The organism is Peribacillus sp. NPDC058002 (assembly GCF_042886655.1).
GTDB classification, from domain to species: Bacteria; Bacillota; Bacilli; order Bacillales; family DSM-1321; genus Peribacillus; species Peribacillus aracenensis.
In genome coordinates, this window is record NZ_JBHVQU010000334.1 from 1 (window position 1) to 3194 (window position 3194).

Annotated in this window: 4 protein-coding genes; all 4 read right to left on the reverse strand. The window is 32.6% G+C overall.

All coding sequences use genetic code 11. The features are described from left to right. Nucleotides 1-195: 195 nt before the first annotated feature. The 4 genes from ACFVSH_RS24565 to ACFVSH_RS24580 all read right to left on the reverse strand — a co-directional run bounded on the left by ACFVSH_RS24565 (nucleotide 196) and on the right by ACFVSH_RS24580 (nucleotide 3050). Entirely contained in the window at nucleotides 196-687 is a 492-nt protein-coding gene (locus tag ACFVSH_RS24565; RefSeq protein WP_387602769.1) for a hypothetical protein, read from the reverse strand. 420 nt (nucleotides 688-1107) lie between these two features. Beyond that, a complete protein-coding gene (locus tag ACFVSH_RS24570; protein WP_387708353.1) occupies nucleotides 1108-1962 on the reverse strand; it encodes a permease prefix domain 1-containing protein in 855 nt (284 codons plus the stop codon). Beyond that, entirely contained in the window at nucleotides 1949-2299 is a 351-nt protein-coding gene (locus ACFVSH_RS24575) for a PadR family transcriptional regulator (RefSeq protein ID WP_289338216.1), read from the reverse strand. The genes ACFVSH_RS24570 and ACFVSH_RS24575 overlap by 14 nt, the downstream gene beginning before the upstream one ends. Nucleotides 2300-2561: 262 nt before the next feature. Beyond that, entirely contained in the window at nucleotides 2562-3050 is a 489-nt protein-coding gene (locus tag ACFVSH_RS24580; RefSeq protein ID WP_387708356.1) for a hypothetical protein, read from the reverse strand. Nucleotides 3051-3194: the final 144 nt, after the last annotated feature.

Genomic DNA, 3194 nt, shown 5'->3' on the forward strand with positions numbered 1-3194 from the left:
CTTATTTTACTTTTCATTATTCCTTTTTCTTCTTCCACTAACCTGCCCCGTTAGTGCCATAAGAAAAAGAATTAGAGATACAAAAAATATGAAATAATAACAAACAGAGCTAAAGTAATAGTTATTTTAATCCACTCAAGGTGTCTTTATTAATAACTAACTCATGCGTTAGTTCAATTGTCGTTCACTCCTTTCCTAAAATTCATCAGGAGCCCAAGAAGCAATATCGATATCGTCACCAGGGGTTGCAACTATCAGCCAATTATCACCAGTATATCCAGCACCGTCACCTGCTTGCCAACATTCATACATGTTGTGATGCCCGTTTACAAACAAGGTTTGACCAGATTGAAAAACGATGAAAAGGTGCGGAACAGTTTCACCTAATTTAATGTCAACAACTTTTTCTCTCCGTAATTTAAAGACTAAATTATATTCATCCTCTTCAGTTAACTCGCTCATTTCATCCTCCGAGTTAGGATAATCATTATTTCCTGAAGAAAAAACATTCCATTTTGACTCAATATTTAGCCATAGATCATCTGGTTGATTATTAGAATTATTATAATTCATAAATCGAATCAGAATTGCACCTGGTCCAACACCAAATTTTACTCCATCCAATTGACTTCCAATAAACATATGTTTAAGTGCCTTTTCGGAAAAAAATTTTAATTCAACATCCAAAATTAACACACCTTTCCAATAACTTCAATTACTTAACAATTCAACATGATTCATATAAATACCCTTGTCTCATTTTATCAACCGTTAATTGAGTTGTGATATTACTAGAATTAATGAGTAAAGAAATCGTAGCTTCTTTTTTATGGAGATTTTTAACCTTCTCTGTTAAAGAATTTGATGAATCAACCAAATATACTGCTGATTAATTGTACTTCTTTATGTCGTAATTTTAGCCTAATGTGACATTTATGAATCAATTTTCTTGTTGAACTAAACTGCCCCGTTGCATAAAAAAAAGCTGCCTTAAAGACAACTCCTTGTTCAACTAACGCACCCGTTAGTTTAAGTACAATATTTCACAATCTTTTTGTCTTATGAAAAAAGAAAAAAGGCGACCATTCTTTTTATTTCAAGAAGAAATCAACTAATTGTTTTAGATGTGACCTTTTTCCCAACTAAAAAATAAATCAAATAACCTACAACGTTCAAGAAAGCAAAAGCAATGACCCAACCAACATTCAATCGTTTATGATGATACGCATTGATTGTTGCCCAAATGGTAAACAAAGTCGCATAAATCGCAAAACCGATCAATGAAACAAAAGGTATAAACGCAAAAAGTTTAATTGATTCCATTTGAACAAACCATGTATTGTTATCGTTTACCTCATAACCTAAATCAATCAACATCCAATTTTTCTCATCAGAAGGTGATTTTCCAATTCGATAAACTGGTGTAGCTTCATCTACGTGATATGAAATCGAGCCACTTTCAGTTACTCTTTTAACATCAGCCATTTTGTAGACTTGAAGATTTAAAATTTGATTTTTATCTTGTACTAAAGCATCAATTTCTTTTTTCATATCTTCTGAAATCGTTTCTTTCCCCTCCAAGATGCCAACTGTTTTTTCTGTACCGATTATTTTTTCAGTAACACTCCAGTTCTCGTTCATATCTGCTTCATCCATCGCCCATAAAACTCCAATGATAACTGATGTAAGAACAAAAAATGATAATGCTATATGAAGCACACGTTTGGCAAATACCTTTTGTGCTTTGAATAATTGACCGACGATAGAACGCATTTCTTTTTCTCCGCCGAAACGTTCAATGGAAATTTCAATAGCTTCTTGTTCAGACTTTCCTTCTAATTTTAACTCGTGAACAGCCTCTAATAAATGACCTTTCATTTCATCTTTTAATTCTTGTATTTCTTTTTTATTTCCACCAACATTTTGATAAACCGAATCAACAAATGTTTCAATTTCTCTCATTTTTTCTCCCCCAATCCAAAAACGAATCAATCACATCTCTTACAAATTCCCATTCCAAACGCTTTTGTTCAAATCCTTCTTCACCCATTGATGTAAGTTTGTAATATTTTCTTCTTCCACCTGGTCCTTGCTCATCCCCCCAGTAAGAAGAAATCCATTCATTCTTTTCTAATCTCTTTAAAGACAGATAAAGTGTACCTTCTTTTAATTCAAATTGATCATCACTCTTTTCTCGAACGATTTTGGCTAATTCATAGCCGTACATATCCCTCCTATGTAAAAGTGACAGGATGAGCGTGTCTATGTGACCTTTTAAGACTTCTTTATTAATCTCCAATTTTTCCACCTCTTGGAATTAATATATTTTATATTACTTTATAATGCAAGGTATTCTTTCGAAGAAAATTATAAAACTTTATGGAACTAACCTGCCCCGTTAGTGCCATAAGAAAAAGGCTGCATCAGAAACCTCCCTTATTGAACTAAAGCTACCCGTTAGTTGAACAAGATTTTACTCTATATACTCAATTAACATTGCTGGAACTGTTTCAAAAATATAAATTTCAGGGTTATTAAAAGGCTTGCATTTCAAAAACTCATCAAGAGTACATACTTTCCCAATACTGTTTCATTAAATCTTCCTTTGAAGGTAATCCTTCAACAAAGTACCCTCTGTCCCCATCATATTTATCTTCAATATAGGCAAATAAATCACTTGATATATCTCGGTTAAAAGCTAGTATTTTATCACTAAACACAGGAAATTGAAAGTGAGGTTTTTCATACGGTTTCAAATCTGCACCGAAAGCAACTTTAAAATCAATCCATTTTGGTGAATTTTCAGGTCTGAAACGCTCTGTTAATTCTGGAAATAAATTACCGCTGTTTGAATACCATCTTGTTGCTGTTCTATGATTTAATCCTTCCTTTAAAACCCTTTGCGGACTTATATTTATGTCACTATCATTTTCAATGACCATATGATATAAAAACAAGCTATCGCCTCCTTTTGTTAAATAAAACTCTGCTAACAAAATTATTAAACTAACTGCCCCTTTAGTTGCATAACAAAAAGGTTGCTTCAGCAACCTCCCTTATTGAACTAACGCACCTGTTTGTTTAAGTACAACATTTCACAATATCAATACAATTTAAAGATGGTAATGTTTAAACATTGAATTGTCTATACAACATTAGCTGACATCATTTACATATTAAAGCCTATATGGATG